Raw genomic sequence first — 15702 nt, forward strand, 5'->3', positions numbered from 1 at the left:
AGTTCAAACGAGAAGGGTACACATGGCTCAAGATCTTTCGGGAAAAGTCGCCGCGGTCACCGGCGCGGCATCGGGCATCGGCCTCGAATGCGCCAGGGCGATGCTTGCCGCCGGCGCCCGTGTCGTGCTGGTCGACCGCGCGGAGGACAGGCTGAAGGAGGTGGTCGCCGAGTTCGGCGACGGCGCGATCCCGCTGGTGGTCGACCTCACCAGCCCCGCCAGCGTGGCGACCATGATGCCCGGCATCCTGAAAAAGGCTGGCCAGCTCGACATCTTCCACGCCAATGCCGGCTCCTATGTGGGCGGCGAGATCCTCAACGGCGATCCGGATGCCTGGGACCGCATGCTGAACCTCAACATCAACTCGGTGTTCCGCTCGGTGCACGCGGTGCTGCCGCATATGGTGGAACGCAAGACCGGCGACATCATTGTCACAAGTTCGATTGCGGGCCTCGTCCCCGTCGTCTGGGAGCCGGTCTACACGGCCTCCAAACACGCCATACAGGCCTTCGTCCATACGCTGCGCCGGCAGGTCGCCAAGCACGGCCTGCGCGTCGGCGCAGTCGCGCCCGGACCGGTGGTGACGGCGCTGATCAGCGACTGGCCGAAGCAGAAGCTCGAGGACGAGCTGGCGGCCGGCGGGCTGATGCAGCCGACAGAGGTCGCGGAAGCCGTATTGTTTATGCTGACGCGGCCGAGGAACATCACCATACGGGATCTGGTGATCCTGCCGCAGAGCAATGATCTTTAGTGAATAGTGAATGGTGAATAGGAAGTTATCTACTCACTACTCACTACTCACTACTCACTACTCACGAATAACCATTCGCTATTCACTATTCACCATTCACCCGAGGTGCCCATGCCTTCCCACTTCCTCGGCGTCGATGTCGGCACCGGCAGCGCGCGCGCCGGTCTCTTTGACGAGCGCGGCGAGCTGCTTGCTTCCGCCAAGCGCGACATCGCGCTCTTCGTCGAGCCCGGTGAGATCGCCGAGCAGTCGAGCCGGGACATCTGGCAGGCGGTCTGCGCCAGCGTGCGCGAGGCGGTCGCGAAGGCGGGCGTCGATCCCCGGGAGATCGGCGGCATCGGCTTCGACGCGACCTGCTCCCTGGTGGTGGTCGGCGATGAAGGCCAGCCTTTGCCGGTCGGCCGCTCTGGAAACAGCGACAGGAACATCATCGTCTGGATGGATCATCGCGCTCTCGACCAGACCAGGCGTATCAATGCCCTCGGGCATCCCGTCCTCGACTATGTCGGCGGCGTCATTTCGCCGGAGATGGAGACGCCGAAGCTTCTGTGGCTGAGGGAGAACCTGCCCCAGACCTTCGCCGGGGCGAGACATTTCTTCGACCTCGCCGACTATCTCACCTGGCGCGCCACGGGCAGCCTTGCCCGTTCGGTCTGCACGCTCGCCTGCAAATGGACCTATCTCGGCCACGAGCGGCGATGGGACGAAAGCTATTTCCATGCGGTGGGGCTCGGCGAGCTTGCCGAGGAGGGTTTTATCCGCATCGGCACCGACGTGGTCGATCCCGGCACGGCGCTGGGCGCCGGCCTGACCGAAGCGGCGGCCGCTGAATTGGGGCTGGTCGCGGGCACGGTCGTCGCCGCCGGGTTGATCGACGCTCACGCCGGCGGCGTCGGCACGGTAGGCGCCGCGGGCGACGCCGACTCCATTTCCTCGCGCATGGCCTATGTGCTCGGCACCTCGGCCTGCACCATGGCGAGCAGCAACGGGCCGGCCTTCGTTCCAGGAGTCTGGGGTCCCTATTATTCCGCCATGGTGCCTGGCTTATGGCTGAGCGAGGGCGGCCAGTCGGCGGCTGGCGCGGCCATCGATCTGCTGGTGCATTTCCACCCGGCCGAAGCCGAGGCCTCCGCGCGCGCCGCGGCCGAAGGCAAATCGTTTGTCGATTGGCTGGCCGCAGCCGCCACGGCGGCTTCGCCCGACCTGTCGGCCGCCGCTACGCTTGCGGGAAGCGTCCATGTCGTGCCCGAATTCCTCGGCAATCGGTCGCCCTTGGCCGATCCCGATGCGCGCGGCCTGATCGCCGGGCTAAGCACCGACCGTTCCGTCGAAAGTCTCGTCGGCCTCTACGTGGCCGGGCTTTGCGGCCTCGGCTACGGCGTGCGCCAGATCGTGGCGGCGATGGCGTCGTCCGGTCTCGCCGTCGACACCATCGTGATCAGCGGCGGCGCCGGTCAGTCGCCGCTGGTGCGCCAGCTGCTTGCCGACGCCGCCGGCCTGGCGGTCGCCGCGTCGCAATCGCCCGAACCGGTGCTGCTGGGCGCCGCCATGCTCGGTGCTGTCGCGGCCGGGCGTTACCCTGACCTGTCGAGCGCCATGCCTGCCATGTCCCGGCTTGGCGACGTTTTTACACCTGGGCCGGGCGATGTTCGTGTTTGGCACGACCGCCGCTACGAAGCCTTCCTGGCGCTGCAGGCGGTTGGCCGCAGCATACGCTGAGAAATCGATCAGCGCCTGAACAGCGACGGGACCTCGAACGGATCGGGCGCCGGCTCTTGCGGCAACGTGCCTTCGGCCCTGCGCTTCTTGTGGTGCGCGAGCGAGCATTGCGCCGAACACAATAGCCCGCGATCGGTCCAGTATGCGGGGCCTTCCTCCACCATGCCATGATAGTAGCTGAAGCCCGGCGCCCGGTAGGGCAGGCCGCATTCGATGCAGCGATAGGCGTCGGGTCTGGCAAGCATGGTGGTGTCCGGTTTTGGTTTGCAATCGGCGGATCATACCTGCCGGATGCAATTCGCGGTAGAATTTTGAACGCAATTGCTCCGCGATTTCGTTATTTCATGGCGGAGCAAGGAGCGAAGCGACGCGCGCTGGACCATAGATCGATTCCGTGACGTGGACGCTTTGCTACGGTCCAGAGTTCCGTTCCGCCGCACTCCACGGCCAAGGTTACGGAATGGATCCTCGGGTCTACGCGTCCGCTGCGCTCCCGCTCCGCCCGTGGATGACGAAGCCCGGGTGCTCGCAAAATCCGCGTGACAAAATTTGACGTTTACGTAAAAAGAAGGTGCGAAATCGACGCATGGTTTCGCTTCGGTCATGCAATACGATTGGCCGGGACGCAGGAGGAGCAGACATGTATCGCGCACCGGTCGAGGACATCACCTTCACGCTGAAGCAGGTGGCTGGGCTGAAGCCGGCGCTGGATGCCGGCACCTTTGGCGACCTCGGCGAGGACCTTGTCGACGCGATCCTGGCCGAAGCCGGCCGCTTCGCCAGCGAGGAGGTGGCTCCCCTCTATAAGATCGGCGACGAGCATGGCGCGGTGCTTAAGGATGCCGCCGTCACCACGCCGCCCGGCTGGAAGGAGCTTTACCGGCGCTGGATCGACGGTGGCTGGAACGCGCTGTCGGGTCCGGAGGAGTTCGGCGGCCAGGGTCTGCCGACCATGCTTGGGGTCGCTGCGCTCGAAATGTGGAACTCCGCCGCCATGGCCTTCGGCATCGGCCCGACGCTGACCATGGGCGCGGTCGAGGCGCTGGACAAGCACGCCTCGGCGGAACTCAAGGCCAAATATCTCGCAAAGCTCGTATCGGGCGAGTGGATGGGCACGATGAACCTGACCGAACCGCAGGCGGGCTCGGAGCTCGCGGCCCTGCGCAGCCGCGCCGAGCCGGTCGGCGACGGCACCTACCGCATCTTCGGCCAGAAGATATTCATCACCTATGGCGAGCATGATTTCACCGACAACATCGTGCATCTGGTGCTGGCGCGGCTTCCCGATGCGCCGGCCGGAACGCGCGGCATCTCGCTGTTTCTGGTGCCGAAATTCTTCGTCAACGACGACGGCTCGCTCGGCGCCCGCAACGATGTCTTCTGTTCCGGCCTCGAGCACAAGCTCGGCATCCATGCCTCGCCGACCTGCACCATGATCTATGGCGACGGTTTCCAGGGCGCGACGCCCGGCGCCATCGGCTGGTTGATCGGCGAGGAGAACAAGGGGCTGGCCTGCATGTTCACGATGATGAACAACGCCCGCCTTGCCGTCGGCATGCAGGGCGTGGCGGTGGCCGAGACCGCCACCCAGAAGGCGATCGCCTATGCCAATGAGCGCCGCCAGGGTAAGGCTTCCGCCTATTCCGGCTCCGGCATGGCGCCGATCGTCCATCACCCCGACGTGCAGCGCAACCTGCTCACCATGCGGGCTCTCACCCAGATCGCTCGCTCGATCAGCTATTCCTGCGCGCATGCCATCGACCGCGCGCGTGTCGGCGAGGGCGAGGCAGCGGCGAAATGGCATGACCGCGCCAGCCTGCTGACGCCGCTCGCCAAAGCCTTCTCGACCGATGTCGGTGTCGAAGTCGCCTCCCTCGGCGTCCAGGTGCATGGCGGCATGGGCTTCATCGAGGAGACGGGCGCCGCGGCGCTTTATCGCGACGCGCGCATCGCGCCAATCTATGAAGGCACCAACGGCATCCAGGCGATCGATCTCGTGGCGCGAAAGCTGCCGCTCGAGGGCGGCGAGCATGTGCATGCCTATATCGGCGAACTGAAAGCGGTGGCGGACGCCGTGCGCACCTCCAACCTCGACGGCTTCGGCTGCACTGCCGACAACCTCGACCGTGCCCTTGCCGATCTCGATGAGGCGACGCGCTTCCTGCAAAAGCTCACGGGCGAGGGCAAGGCCGACGCCGCGATGGCCGGCGCCACGCCTTATCTGCGCCTCATCTCGCTTGCCGCCGGCGGCGCCTATCTGGCGCAGGGCGGGCTCGCCGATCGCAGTCGCATCCCGCTTTGCCGCTTCTTCGCCGAAAATCTGCTCGGCGAGACGCGCGCGCTCAAGGAGCGCGTCCTCGACGGCGCAGAAAGCCTCGCCGCCGCCGGCAAGGCGCTGATTTCCGCTTAAGCATCCTGACGTTCAAAGGACCAATCGTGACAGACCATATCCTCGTCGAGCGCCAGGGCGCCGTGCAGATCATCCGCATGAACCGTCCCGACAAGAAGAACGCGCTGACCCGCGCCATGTATGCGAAAATGTCGGCCGCGCTTGCCGAAGGCGATGCCGATCCGGCGGTCCGCGTCCACGTCTTCCTCGGCGTTCCGGGCGCCTTTTCCTCCGGCAACGACCTCGCCGATTTCCTGGTCATCGCCACCGGCGGGGAGGGCGGCAACGAGGTCTGGGACTTCCTGATGGCGCTGGCCAGGACCGAAAAGCCGATGGTCTCGGGCGTCGACGGAATAGCCGTCGGCATCGGCACCACGCTCAATCTGCATTGCGACCTGACCTTCGCCACGCCCCGCACGCTCTTTCGCACGCCCTTCGTCGATCTCGGCCTGGTGCCGGAGGCTGGCTCCAGCCTCATCGCGCCGCAGCTTCTGGGACGGCAGGGCGCCTTCGCGCTGCTCGGCCTCGGCGAGGGCTTTTCGGCCGAGCGCGCCAAGGCCGCCGGGCTGATCTATGAGGTCGTCGCTGAAGACGCGCTGGAAGGCGCGGTGCTGGCCGCCGCCGACGGCATCGCCGCCAAGCCGCCGCAGGCGCTGAAGATCGCGCGCGACCTGATGCGCGAGCGGCGCGAGGAATTGATCGCCCGCATCAAGGTCGAGAGCGAGCATTTCCGCGAGCGGCTGACCTCCGAAGAGGCGCGCGCGGCGCTCACCGCTTTCATGACACGCAAGAAGGGCTGAGCCCTTCGCCTGCATTATCGTTCAAGGATAGAGCCGCGTCTTGTCCCAGCCACCGGCGGTGTTGCGTGAGAAGAGGATGCGGTCATGCAGGCGGAACGGCCTGTCGTGCCAGAACTCGATCGTCTGCGGCACGATGCGGAAGCCCGACCAGTGCTTCGGCCGCGGGATCTCGCCGATGGCGTAGCGCGCCGTGTATTCGGCCACCGCCTTCTCCAGCGCGAAGCGGCTTTCCAGCGGCCTCGACTGTTTCGAGGCCCAGGCGCCGATGCGGCTGCCGCGCGGCCTCGTCGCATAATAGGCGTCGGCCTCGGCGTTGCTGACGATCTCCACCGGTCCGCGCACGCGCACCTGGCGGCGCAGCGATTTCCAGTGGAAGCACATCGCCGCCTTCATGCTGCCAAGAATCTCGCGGCCCTTGGCGCTCTCGAAATTCGTGTAGAAGACAAATCCCTTTTCGTCGAACCCCTTGAGCAGCACCATCCGCACATCCGGCATGCCGTCGGCGTCGACGGTTGCCAGCGCCACGCCGTTGGGATCGTTGGGCTCGCTTTTGCCGGCGTCCTCCAGCCATGCGGCAAAGAGCCGGAACGGCTCCGCCGCTTCGGCGAAGTCACCGCTTGTTAACTCGGTTTCGTTCATAGTTTTCCAAATTTTTAACGTTGCGGGAGGAGTTCGCCGATTGTCGCGTATCGCGCAAGCTTTTGACAGCAGGCAATGGAGCGCTATCGCTTCGGCCAGTGCCAAGGCTGCGCTGTTGACGTTGGCGCTTCCTCTTGCCGCCTGCGGGGCTGGCGGCTTCAGCCTGGAAAAGGTCGATGTCGACCGCTCGATCATCACCTCCAGCACGCCGTCCTCGCCTGCAGCGCCGGCTTCGGCCGACCAGGATTCCGACCAGACCACCATCGGCAACGCCGTTTCATCCGCCGACATCAAGGAGCTTGGCGGCCAGGCGGTTCCATGGGCCAATGCCGGCACCGGCTCGCGCGGCGCCATCACCGAGCTGGTGGAGCTGAAGGATGGCGGCCTGACCTGCCGCCGCTTCAGCGCCACGCGCGAGAGCTTCGACGGGGTTGCCCTCTACAAGGGCGAGCTGTGCCTTGCCGGCGCCGGCGGCTGGCGCATGCAGGAATTCAAGGCGCTTTGATTTCGGACCTCCCTGAATTCGGGCACTCTGAGTTTCGCGCGCTAATTGCCCTTGCGCTACTGGAATTTCTTCCTATGCGAGCGCATATAGGGGACGACTATAAATCCATTCTCTCTTGCAGGCAGGAAGCATGCGCGACCCCTATGAGGTGCTGGGCGTTGCCAAGAACGCATCGGCCAAGGACATAAAATCGGCTTACCGCAAGCTCGCCAAGAAATATCATCCGGACCAGAATCCGAATGATCCCAAGGCGAAGGACCGTTTTGCCGCCGCCAACCAGGCTTACGAGATCGTCGGCGACGAGAAGACGCGCGCCGCCTACGATCGCGGCGAGATCGACGCCGAGGGCAAGCCGAAATTCCAGGGTTTTGAAGGCGCGGCCGGCGGCGACCCGTTCGCCGGTTTCCGCCGCCAGCAGGGCCCCGGCGGCGCGCATTTCGAATTCCGCACCGGGCGTCCGGGCGGCGATCCGTTCGACGGCAACAGCGACATCTTCAGCCAGATCTTCGGCGAAGCCTTTTCCGGCGCCCGCGGCGCCGGCAGGGCCGACCGCCGCCAGCCGGTCCAGGCGGCCGACCTCAACGTCACCATGGACATCAGCGTCGAGGAGGCAGCCACCGCCGATAAGGTGACGGCGATGTTCCCCGATGGCCGCAAGGTGGCGGTCAAGCTGCCGGCCTATGTCGAGGACGGCCAGACGATCCGCCTGAAGGGCCAGGGCGAGCAGGGGCCGGGCCAACCGGGCGACGCGCTGGTCAAGATCCACATCCGCCGCCATCCGCGCTACCGCATCGAGGGGCGCGACTTGCATGTCGATCTACCCGTCGATCTGGCCGACGCGGTGCTCGGCGCCAAGGTGGCGGTCGAAACGCCGACCGGCAAGCTCGCTGTCAATGTTCCGGCATGGTCGAGCTCGGACAAGGTTCTGCGCCTGAAGGGCAGGGGCTTGCCAGAAAAGGCCGGCGGCCATGGCGATCTCTATGCCCATGTCAGGCTGATGCTGCCGGAAGGCGGCGATGCCGAGCTTGAGGCCCTGATGCGCCGCCGAAAAGGCTGATCGAGGGAATTTTGTTCCTGTTGCAGTGTCTTTTGGGCGCTTGAAGGGGCTTTGTGCCTGTGCGATAGGCTCTCCACAAAGCGGATATTCTTGCGGAGAGCTTGCACATGGCAGGTGGACAGGGCCTGATGGCCGGTAAGCGGGGCCTGATCCTGGGCGTCGCCAACAATCGGTCGATCGCTTTCGGCATCGCCAAGGCTTGCGTCGATCACGGCGCCGAAATCGCCCTGACCTATCAGGGCGAGGCCTTCAAGAAGCGCGTCGAGCCGCTTGCGGCCGAGCTCAACGCGCATGTCGCGGGCCATTGCGATGTCACCGACCCGGGTAGCCTTGACGCCGTTTTCGCAGACATCGCCAAGCATTGGGGCAAGCTCGACTTCCTCGTCCATGCCATCGCCTTCTCCGACAAGGACGAGCTCACCGGCCGTTATGTCGAGACGACGCGCGACAATTTCCTGCGCACGATGGACATCTCGGTGTTTTCCTTCACCACCATCGCCAAGCGCGCCGAGCCGCTGATGACCGAGGGCGGCTCGCTGTTGACGCTGACCTATTATGGCGCCGAGAAGGTGATGCCGCATTACAATGTCATGGGCGTCGCCAAGGCGGCGCTCGAGGCCAGCGTGCGCTATCTGGCTGTCGACCTCGGCGCCAGGAAGATCCGCGTCAACGCCATCTCCGCAGGCCCGATCAAGACGCTCGCCGCCTCCGGCATCGGCGACTTCCGCTATATCCTGAAGTGGAACGAATACAATTCGCCGCTGAAGCAGACGGTGACGCAGGAAGAGGTCGGTGATTCCGGCGTCTACTTCCTGTCCGACCTGTCGCGCGGCGTGACCGGCGAGGTCCATCATGTCGATTCCGGCTACCATGTCGTCGGCATGAAGGCGGTCGACGCGCCCGATATCTCGACCGTCAAGGACTGATCGTCTCCGCTTACCCCTTCGTCCCAGGCCCTGGCCCGACCTCGGAAGACCTGATGTATCCGCTCGTCTACATCGCGCGCCACGGCCAGACGGAGTGGAATGCCGAGCACCGCCTGCAGGGCCAGGCCGACACCGACATCAACGATTTTGGCCGCGAGCAGGCGAGGCTTAACGGCCGGCGACTGGCCGAGCTCATCGGCAAGGCCGAGGGTTTTGATTTTGTCGCCAGCCCGATGCGGCGCACGCGCGAGACGATGGAGTTGATGCGCGAAGCGATGGGGCTCGATCCCTCCGGCTACCGCACCGATGCGCGCCTGGTCGAGATCAGCTTCGGCGACTGGCAGGGCTTCACCTTCGCCGAGCTCGAGGAGCGCGCGCCCGGCTCAACCGACGGCCGCCGCCACGCCAAATGGGATTTCCAGCCGCCCGGCGAGGGCGCCGAAAGCTACGAGATGCTGCTGGAGCGGATAAAGCCATGGTTCGCCGAACTTCGGCAGCCCACCGTCTGTGTCACCCACGGCGGCGTCATCCGCTGCTTCTTCCGCTTGGTCGTTGGTCTTTCCAAGCAGGAAGCCGCGGGCCTTGATGTCCCGCAGGACCGCCTGCTGCGGCTGGAGGGCCAGAGCTTGGAGTGGCTTTGAGGCAGTCTCAAAGCCCACAGGAGAGCGGACGAAGCCACCTGAATTCGTCATCCTAGGGCGGAGCGACGCGAAGCGTCGCGTAGACCCTAGGATCCATGCCGTGACCCAGGTTGAATGGCAAAAGCGGTACAGAACAAACGTCGTTCTGCACCGCTGCAAAGCCTCAACGTAACGGCAATGGATTCTAGGGTCTGCGCGCGTCGCTCCGCTCCTTGCTTCGCCCTAGAATGACGAAGCTTTGAGCCTCGCGGCGCAGACTAATTCTGGTCGCTGTCGGGCAATTGCATGTCCGTCACGACATTCTCGCCATTGGTCACGTCATAGGCGATGACGATGTCCATGCCGGGCTTGAGCGAGTCGATGTCGGTCTCGGCGTTGAGCTTGTAGGCCTTGCCGTCGTCAAGCGTCAGCGTCAGCGTGTCCTTGTCGACCTTCTTGATCAGGCCTTCGGTCTGGCCGGCGAACGCGGCGGCGGTGGAAATCAGCAGCATGGCGCAGGCGGCGCCAATCAGGGTACGCATCGTCGTCCTCTTTAGGTCATTGCGCCGGCTCGTCAGCGGCGGATCCTCAACGGCGGATGGGAAGAGAGCAGAAACCAACCGAATGTGTCAAAACTAAATCCGCCACATCACAGTTTGATGCACCCGATCACCGTTTGACCACTGTGGAAAACGCCAATAGAAGGCAGCCTTAACCGGGTTCCCTCACCGGGGCAGGGCGTATTCTCATGTCTCACAACACATTCGGCCACCTCTTCCGCGTCACCACCTGGGGCGAAAGCCATGGCGCGGCGCTCGGCTGTGTTGTCGACGGCTGTCCGCCCGGCATCCGGTTCAGGCGCGAGGATATCCAGGCCGAGCTCAACCGGCGCCGCCCCGGACAGTCGCGTTTCGTCACCCAGCGCCGCGAGCCGGACGAGGTCAAGATCCTGTCCGGCTTCATCCTAGACGAGGACGGCGAGACGATGATCACCACCGGCACGCCGGTGTCGATGCTGATCGACAATGTCGACCAGCGCTCCAAGGATTATGGCGAGATCGCGCGCCAGTACCGGCCGGGCCATGCCGACTACACCTACTACGTCAAATACGGCCTGCGCGACCATCGTGGCGGCGGCCGTTCGTCGGCGCGCGAGACGGCGGCCAGAGTGGCGGCGGGCGCGCTGGCGCGTAAGGTTGTGCCTGGCATGGTGGTGCGTGGCGCGCTGGTCTCGATGGGCGAGAAATCGATCGATCGCGCCAACTGGAACTGGAACTTCGTCGGCGACGCCGAAAACCCGTTCTTCACCCCGGATCCGGCGTCGGTTCCGATCTTCACCGAATATCTCGACGGCATCCGCAAGGCCGGCTCCTCGGTCGGTGCGGTGATCGAGATCGTCGCGGACGGCGTGCCGGCCGGCCTTGGTGCGCCGATCTACGCCAAGCTCGACCAGGACATCGCGTCCGGCCTGATGTCGATCAACGCCGTCAAAGGCGTCGAGATCGGCAATGGCTTCGAGGCGGCCCGCATCACCGGCGAACAGAATGCCGACGAGATGCGCATGGGCAATGACGGCAAGCCGGTGTTCCTGTCCAACAATGCCGGCGGCATCCTCGGCGGCATCTCGACCGGACAGCCGATCGTCGCCCGCTTCGCCGTCAAGCCGACCTCGTCGATCCTGACCCCGCGCCGGTCGATCGACAAGGACGGCAAGGATGTCGAGGTGATGACCAAGGGCCGCCACGACCCGTGCGTCGGCATCCGCGCCGTGCCGATCGGCGAGGCCATGGTTGCCTGCGCCATCGCCGACCACTATCTGCGGCACAGAGGACAGACGGGTAAGGGAGGGGAATAAGGCAGTGGGCAGTAGGTTAACGCTGCCGCCCGCAGGTCGCCATACTTTTTCCTTTCCCCTTACTCCCTTACTGCCCTATTCCCCTACTCCCTTGCGAGCGAAGCGAGCGTCCCATGCCATACGACCAGAAGAAGATCGTCGAAGCGATCCGCGCCTTCGAGCGCGGCGAGATCGTCGTCGTCATGGACGATGACGGTCGCGAGAACGAGGGCGACCTGATCGTTGCCGCCGTGCATTGCACGCCGGAAAAGATGGCCTTCATCGTGCGCAACACCTCCGGCATCGTCTGCACGCCGATGCTGCGCGAGGACGCAAGGCGGCTGAACCTGGCGCCGATGGTGGCGGACAATGACTCCGCCCACACCACCGCCTTCACCGTCAGCGTCGACTTCAAGCATGGTACCACGACCGGCATTTCCGCCGACGACCGCACGCTGACCGTGCGCAACCTCGCCAACGGCAATGTCGGCCCGTCGGATTTCGTGCGCCCCGGCCACATCTTCCCGCTGATCGCCCGCGAAGGCGGCGTCTTGATGCGCTCCGGCCATACCGAAGCCGCGGTCGATCTCTGCAAGCTTGCCGGCCTGCCGCCGGTCGGCGTCATTTCCGAACTGGTCAATGACGACGGCACGGTCAAGCGCGGGCCGCAAGTGCAGGCCTTCGCCGAGGAACATGGGCTGAAGCAGGTCTCGGTCGCCGACCTCATCGCCTATCGCCAGCGCAAGGAGACGCTGGTCGAACGCGTCGCCTGTTCCGATATCGAAACGCCCGGCGGCAAGGCGCAGGCCTTCACTTACACGCTGCCCTGGGATTCCATGCATCACCTGGCGGTCGTCTTCGGCGATATCCGCGATGGCGAAGAAGTTCCGGTACGGCTGCATTCGGAAGATGTCGTCACCGACGTCTTCGGCACCAGCCACCGGCTCGACGGCATCATGAAGGCGATGGGCGAGCGCCGGCGCGGTGTCATCGTCTATCTGCGTGAAGGCTCGGTCGGCGTCGCGCATCAGGAGCGCAAGCGGCCCGCGAGTGGCGACCGCGAGGACCATGAGGAAGCCCGCCGCCGCGAGAACGAATGGCGCGAGATCGGCCTCGGCGCCCAGATCCTCAAGGACCTCGGCATCTCTTCGATCAACCTGATCGCCTCGCGCGAGCGCCACTATGTCGGCCTCGAGGGGTTTGGCATCCATATCGCCAAGACCGAGATTCTATGACCAGCGTGCTGATTGATCGAAGTCGTTGAGGCTCCGGCCAACTGCTAGTGTCTGCGCTGATGATACCGAATAACCGTCACTCCGCGGGCATTACCGCTTCACCCCTATCCACATCGCAATCGTTCGTCGCCAGCCGGCATTGGCCGGCGAGCACGGTAGCAAAGGCGATCCCTCCAGCAGCCACGGACACCCAGAACCCGTTCTGCGGGCCGAAAGTGTCGACCATCCAGCCGGCGGCGAAGGAGCCCAGCGCCATGCCGATGCCGATGCCGGTCGTCACCCAGGTGACGCCCTCGGTGAGCATGGCCGGCGGCACGTGGCGCTCGATCAGGCCGAAGGCGGTGATGAAGGTCGGCGAGATAGGGACGCCGCTGACGAACACCGCGAGCGCCAGCGTCGGCACGGCGTCGGCGAAGAGCAACGGCAACGTGGTGAGCGCGATCGCAGTGACCGCGAGCGCCAATTGCCGCTGCAACGGCGCCTTCAGGCTGAGCGCGCCGACGATGATGCCGAGCACGAAGGATCCCAGCGCATAGACGCCGATGACGAGGCTTGCCGCCTCAGGTTGGCCAAGCTCTTTGGTGATGGCGACTGTGGTGACTTCCGTCGTGGCGAAGGTCGCGCCGACGAAGATCAGCGCGAAAGTGATGATCTGCACCGGCCGCAGGCGGATCGCCGACCCGGCCGCGCCATGTTCGGCCGGGCGGACCGGCGGCTCGGACGAGCGCTGCAGCAGGAATGCCGCCGAGCCGAGCGCAAGCAGCAACGTGCTGACCACCATGCCGGCTTCGGGAAACAGCGCCGCGCTCAAGCCCACCGACAGCGAGGCGCCGGCGACATAGACCAGCTCGTCCGCGGCCGATTCGAAGGCGAAGGCGGTGTTGAGCTCCGGCCGATCGCGAAAAATCTCGGTCCAGCGTGCCCTGACCAGCGCCGGGATGCTGGGCATGGCGGCGGCAAGCAGCGCCGACAGGAACAAGGTCCAGGCCGGCCAGTGCTGGTTGGCCGCGACGATCAACGTCGCGAAGGAAAGCACCGAAACGAGCGTCATGGGTGCTGCGATCGCTGTCTGGCCGCGCCGGTCCACCAGCCGCGACACTTGCGGCGAAAGAAAAGCGTTGACCAGTGCGTATGTGGCCGAGACGGCGCCGGCCAGCCAGTATTCGCCATGCGTCTGCGACAGCATCGCCACGATGCCGATCGGCGCCATGGCGATCGGCAGGCGCGCGATGAAGGCGGCCGCGGCAAAGCCTTTCGTGCCGGGAGCCCGAAAGATGTCCGCATAGGGGTTTCGCATGATCCTGCTCCTCGACAAGAGTGACAGCCGCAATTACATACGCAGCGTATGAATGTCAGATAATTCATACGTCGCGTATGTCATTGGCATACGATGCGTATGTGAATAGGGCCAGAGCCATGCACAGACCGCGCAAGGAAATGATCGCCAAAACGCGCGCCAAGCTGATTGCGGCCGCCCGCCACGCCTTCGGCACGATCGGCTATGCCGAGGCCTCGATGGACGATTTCACCGCCTCGGCCGGTCTCACGCGCGGCGCGCTCTACCATCATTTCGGCGACAAGAAGGGGCTGCTGCAGGCGGTGATCGCCGAGATCGACGGTGAGATGGCCTTGCGGGTGAAGGAGGTGGCGTCGAAAGCGCCGACCCGCTGGCAGCATTTCGTCGACGAATGCACCACTTATATCGAGATGGCGCTGGAGCCGGAAATCCAGCGCATCATGTTCCGCGACGCCCCGGCAGTGCTCGGCGACCCGGCACAGTGGCCGAATGCCAGCGCCTGCATCGCCTCGATGACCGACCATCTGACGAAGCTGCAGGAAGAGGGCGTGGTCGTGCCGGACCTTGACCCCGAGACGACCTCACGGCTGATCAATGGCGCCAGCAGCCAGGCCGCGCAGCGCATCGCCAATTCGAAAGATCCGGAAGCGACGTCGAAGAAGGCGATCGCGGCGTTCAAGCAATTGCTCGAAGGCTTGCGCAAAAAGCCCTGAGGGGCACGCCTGGGTACCAAGCCACCGCGTTGTGCACCGGTTTCCGGGCGGTGCAATCTTGCCGCGATTGACAATCGGTAGGGCGAGCGCATCCTCCTGCGCCATCTCTTACAGCGCCGCGCGTTCTTTGAACGCGCAAAGGACGCTGTAAAACTTTAATTCGGCGCATGATCCTTTCCGAAAATCGATTCCGATTTTCGGGGTCATGCGCGGGATGTGGGGAGTCGGGGCATGTGGGACTTCAGCATTGGCCGGTCTGTGTCCATCATGATGCGGACATGGCCGTTCATCGTCTTTCGAATGATCGTCTATTTCGGCATCACGGTCGCCTACATCATGGCGACCGGCACGGGCGCCAGCGTCGGCTATGGCGTCGGTCACATCTCGACCGATCCGGACGGTCCGATGTCCTTCGCACTCTGGGGCGGCGTGGTCGGCTTCGGTATCGTGTCGATCGCCGTCTACTGGATCCGCGAATACATTCTTTACGTGCTGAAAGCGGGCCATATCGCCGTCATGGTGCACCTGATCGACGGCCATGACGTGCCCGACGGCCAGAGCCAGATCGCCTATGCCAAGGAAGTGGTCACCCAGCGTTTCGCCGAGGCCAACATTCTTTTCGTCGTCGACCAACTGGTCAAGGGCGCCATCCGCGCCATCACAGGCCTGATCGGCGGCATCGCCGCGTTCCTGCCCATTCCGGGCCTGAGCGGGGTGGTCAGCTTCATCAATACCGTCATCCGCATCTCGCTGACCTATGTCGACGAGATCATCCTCGGCTACAATATCCGCATCAATTCGAGCTCGCCCTTCGAGACGGCGAGGCAAGGCGTCGTGCTCTACGCGCAGAACGGCAAGCACATGGTCAAGAACGCCGTCTGGCTGGCGGTGATCATGTGGGGCGTGTCCTTCGTCATCTTCCTGTTGATGCTGGCGCCCGCCGCCGCGATCCTGTGGGTCATGCCCGGACAATTGGCCGGCTGGGCCTTCGTGCTGGCGATCGTCTTTGCCTGGGCCTTCAAGGCAGCCTTCATCGAGCCGTTCGCCATCGCGTCCTTGATGCAGGTCTATTTCGAAGCCATCGAAGGTCAGGCGCCCAACCTCGAATGGGACACGCGGCTCGCCGAGGCCTCGTCCAAATTCAGGGAGCTGCGCGACAAGGCACTCGGCTCCTTCGGCGGCGGCTCGCGCTGGGATACGCCTCGAGTGGCCTGATC

16 protein-coding genes are annotated in these 15702 nt (G+C 64.6%); 12 read left to right on the top strand and 4 right to left on the bottom strand.

The features are described 5' to 3' along the window. Positions 1 to 22: 22 nt before the first annotated feature. Together FJW06_RS03905 and FJW06_RS03910 are read left to right on the top strand one after the other, a co-directional pair. A complete protein-coding gene (locus FJW06_RS03905; protein WP_140748285.1) occupies positions 23 to 751 on the top strand; it encodes an SDR family oxidoreductase in 729 nt (242 codons plus the stop codon). 111 nt (positions 752 to 862) lie between these two features. Then, entirely contained in the window at positions 863 to 2470 is a 1608-nt protein-coding gene (locus FJW06_RS03910; protein WP_140748288.1) for an FGGY-family carbohydrate kinase, read from the top strand. Between the two features lie 8 nt (positions 2471 to 2478). Here FJW06_RS03910 and FJW06_RS03915 read toward each other — a convergent pair whose 3' ends face one another. Then, positions 2479 to 2715 carry a hypothetical protein gene (locus FJW06_RS03915; RefSeq protein WP_140748291.1) on the bottom strand — a complete coding sequence of 79 codons (237 nt, stop codon included), beginning with the start codon at positions 2713 to 2715 and terminating at the stop codon, positions 2479 to 2481. 395 nt (positions 2716 to 3110) lie between these two features. On the opposite strand from FJW06_RS03915, the gene FJW06_RS03920 reads away from it, so the two are divergent. Beyond that, positions 3111 to 4880 carry an acyl-CoA dehydrogenase family protein gene (locus FJW06_RS03920; RefSeq protein WP_140748294.1) on the top strand — a complete coding sequence of 590 codons (1770 nt, stop codon included), beginning with the start codon at positions 3111 to 3113 and terminating at the stop codon, positions 4878 to 4880. 26 nt (positions 4881 to 4906) lie between these two features. After that, positions 4907 to 5659, top strand: a complete 753-nt coding sequence (locus tag FJW06_RS03925) for a crotonase/enoyl-CoA hydratase family protein (RefSeq protein ID WP_140748297.1) — start codon at positions 4907 to 4909, stop codon at positions 5657 to 5659. Between the two features lie 21 nt (positions 5660 to 5680). Here FJW06_RS03925 and pdxH read toward each other — a convergent pair whose 3' ends face one another. After that, the gene (gene pdxH / locus FJW06_RS03930; RefSeq protein ID WP_140748300.1) at positions 5681 to 6298 is read right to left on the bottom strand and encodes a pyridoxamine 5'-phosphate oxidase; all 618 of its coding nucleotides are present in this window, start codon (positions 6296 to 6298) and stop codon (positions 5681 to 5683) included. A gap of 40 nt (positions 6299 to 6338) precedes the next feature. Between pdxH and FJW06_RS03935 the strand changes: the two genes are divergently transcribed. The 4 genes from FJW06_RS03935 (at position 6339) to FJW06_RS03950 (ending at position 9427) form a co-directional block, all read left to right on the top strand. Then, on the top strand, positions 6339 to 6803 hold the full coding sequence (locus FJW06_RS03935; protein WP_140748303.1) for an RT0821/Lpp0805 family surface protein: 465 nt from the start codon (positions 6339 to 6341) through the stop codon (positions 6801 to 6803). Positions 6804 to 6933: 130 nt separating this feature from the next. After that, positions 6934 to 7860 (top strand): J domain-containing protein, encoded by a 927-nt coding sequence (locus FJW06_RS03940; protein WP_140748306.1) that lies wholly within the window; start codon positions 6934 to 6936, stop codon positions 7858 to 7860. Positions 7861 to 7967: 107 nt separating this feature from the next. Next, on the top strand, positions 7968 to 8786 hold the full coding sequence (gene fabI, locus FJW06_RS03945; RefSeq protein ID WP_140748309.1) for an enoyl-ACP reductase FabI: 819 nt from the start codon (positions 7968 to 7970) through the stop codon (positions 8784 to 8786). A gap of 53 nt (positions 8787 to 8839) precedes the next feature. Continuing rightward, positions 8840 to 9427: a histidine phosphatase family protein gene (locus tag FJW06_RS03950; RefSeq protein ID WP_140748312.1), complete on the top strand. Its 588-nt coding sequence runs from the start codon at positions 8840 to 8842 to the stop codon at positions 9425 to 9427. Between the two features lie 257 nt (positions 9428 to 9684). Here the strand turns inward: FJW06_RS03950 and FJW06_RS03955 are convergent, their stop codons facing one another. After that, positions 9685 to 9948, bottom strand: a complete 264-nt coding sequence (locus FJW06_RS03955) for a DUF1344 domain-containing protein (RefSeq protein WP_041002438.1) — start codon at positions 9946 to 9948, stop codon at positions 9685 to 9687. A gap of 206 nt (positions 9949 to 10154) precedes the next feature. On the opposite strand from FJW06_RS03955, the gene aroC reads away from it, so the two are divergent. After that, on the top strand, positions 10155 to 11261 hold the full coding sequence (gene aroC, locus FJW06_RS03960) for a chorismate synthase (RefSeq protein ID WP_140748315.1): 1107 nt from the start codon (positions 10155 to 10157) through the stop codon (positions 11259 to 11261). Positions 11262 to 11374: 113 nt separating this feature from the next. Next, the gene (gene ribB / locus FJW06_RS03965; protein WP_140748318.1) at positions 11375 to 12475 is read left to right on the top strand and encodes a 3,4-dihydroxy-2-butanone-4-phosphate synthase; all 1101 of its coding nucleotides are present in this window, start codon (positions 11375 to 11377) and stop codon (positions 12473 to 12475) included. A gap of 76 nt (positions 12476 to 12551) precedes the next feature. Here ribB and FJW06_RS03970 read toward each other — a convergent pair whose 3' ends face one another. Beyond that, entirely contained in the window at positions 12552 to 13772 is a 1221-nt protein-coding gene (locus tag FJW06_RS03970; protein WP_140748321.1) for an MFS transporter, read from the bottom strand. 119 nt (positions 13773 to 13891) lie between these two features. Here FJW06_RS03970 and FJW06_RS03975 point away from each other — a divergent pair, with 119 nt between their 5' ends. Next, a complete protein-coding gene (locus tag FJW06_RS03975; RefSeq protein WP_140748324.1) occupies positions 13892 to 14485 on the top strand; it encodes a TetR/AcrR family transcriptional regulator in 594 nt (197 codons plus the stop codon). Positions 14486 to 14716: 231 nt separating this feature from the next. Continuing rightward, complete coding sequence (locus FJW06_RS03980; protein WP_140748327.1) at positions 14717 to 15700, top strand: hypothetical protein; 984 nt, start codon at positions 14717 to 14719, stop codon at positions 15698 to 15700. Positions 15701 to 15702 lie beyond the last annotated feature (2 nt).

This window comes from Mesorhizobium sp. B4-1-3 (assembly GCF_006439355.1).
Classification (GTDB): Bacteria; Pseudomonadota; Alphaproteobacteria; order Rhizobiales; family Rhizobiaceae; genus Mesorhizobium.